Raw genomic sequence first — 1,496 nt, forward strand, 5'->3', positions numbered from 1 at the left:
TGCCTCTCGCTGCATGTGCCGCCCAAATTGCAAGAGTGAACGACATTCCGAAAGAGTTTACAACCCCACCCGCTATGTCATTGACCGTAAACGACTTTCTGCAGAGCACCAGCCGCCAGGAGTTGTGTGTAATGAGGTGCCTTTAGCGGGGGCCTGGTCGAAGATATACCACGGCGTTCCTGCTTGCAGTAGTGTGAAAAGCAGCACGGCAACCCATTCACAACAGTAGGGTTGAGAGCTCCTACACACAATTCCGCCTGTCGAAGCAGGCCGGAAATGGTTCTGCCTTTCGCAGTTGTCAAACACCGGCCTGCCGTTTGATTTACGACAAACAGTCGCATCTATGACATTCGATGTCTAATTACATTGCGCATTGCCAAAGCGCCATGCCATTGGCATATATATTGCGATTGGATGTTTCTTGAGAGCCTGCCTTGACGACGCCTATGGTATGAGCGCCCCCCCCGGTTGAAGCCTAGCTCAGAGCCGATATTTAATATCCCCGGTGAAACTCACAAACGATATCGAAATGGCAGACATCTGTACAACTCAATCACTCCGTTCATGGGAAACGAAGCCGATAGGCTGTGTGGCGGTGTACGGCCGGTCAACGATGAGATCACGGTCATGGGGCGCAGGAATAATGCACGAGGAGAACTTGACTGCTCTAGCGCTATCCCCTTGGCATGGACACGGGTTAAACATCACGCGGACTCTGTCTTACTCGCATTTTTGGTTTTTTTAAAGCCACTGGATGTTAGCCTTTGGTAAAAAATTAAAACTTTAACCTAAATTCCAATAACAACCCCATCCCTTGGGATGGCCAACGAAATGAACAATACCATTACTGATTGGCATAATGATCATTTGTACTTCGCTCATTTACTAGACCTACTCCAAAATCAAATCGGGGCTTTTTTTGAGGGACGACATCCTAATTATCGATTGATAGCTAAAATCGTCGAGTACATGTGTGATTATGGCGATCGCATTCATCACCCTCGAGAGGATGTTGCTTTTTCTTTACTGGTGAAGCGAGATCCCGATATACAGCTCGTGGTGAATCGACTTCTACAGGAACATCTAGTGATCGCGGAAACCAGCGCCCAACTACTTGACCACTTCAAGGGCGCCGAATGGGACGTTATAACGCCTAGAGACGTGTTAGTGGCGCAAGCGGCAGTATATCTTGCTTACTATCGCAATCATCTATCTTCCGAGGAAAAGCTAGTCATGCCACGAACAGGGGAGATGCTGACTGCAGAGGATTGGGCCAAAGTCGGTGCCGCCGTCGTTCCGGAGAGCGTTCATCCGGTATGTGGGATAAGTCTTCAGGAGCATTTCGCGACATTGCGCAAGCAAATACATGATGAGGAGCAGTTGGATCGGTGAACTGAATACCGGCGACCCTTTTTCCAAGTCACAAGCGGCATACAAGTTGACACCTTTGACCTCTAATGAGCGATACGTTGTGAAAGCGTTTCGATCAATTAGAC

The 1,496-nt window shown here is 48.7% G+C and carries 1 protein-coding gene; it reads left to right on the top strand.

What is annotated here, in order from left to right; translation table 11 throughout:
- Positions 1-831 precede the first annotated feature (831 nt).
- Positions 832-1,392: a hemerythrin domain-containing protein gene (locus MKD38_RS30540; RefSeq protein ID WP_115671149.1), complete on the top strand. Its 561-nt coding sequence runs from the start codon at positions 832-834 to the stop codon at positions 1,390-1,392.
- The last annotated feature ends 104 nt before the right edge of the window (positions 1,393-1,496 follow it).

The sequence above is a fragment of the Cupriavidus sp. WGlv3 genome (assembly GCF_023952475.1).
GTDB classification, from domain to species: domain Bacteria; phylum Pseudomonadota; class Gammaproteobacteria; order Burkholderiales; family Burkholderiaceae; genus Cupriavidus; species Cupriavidus phytorum.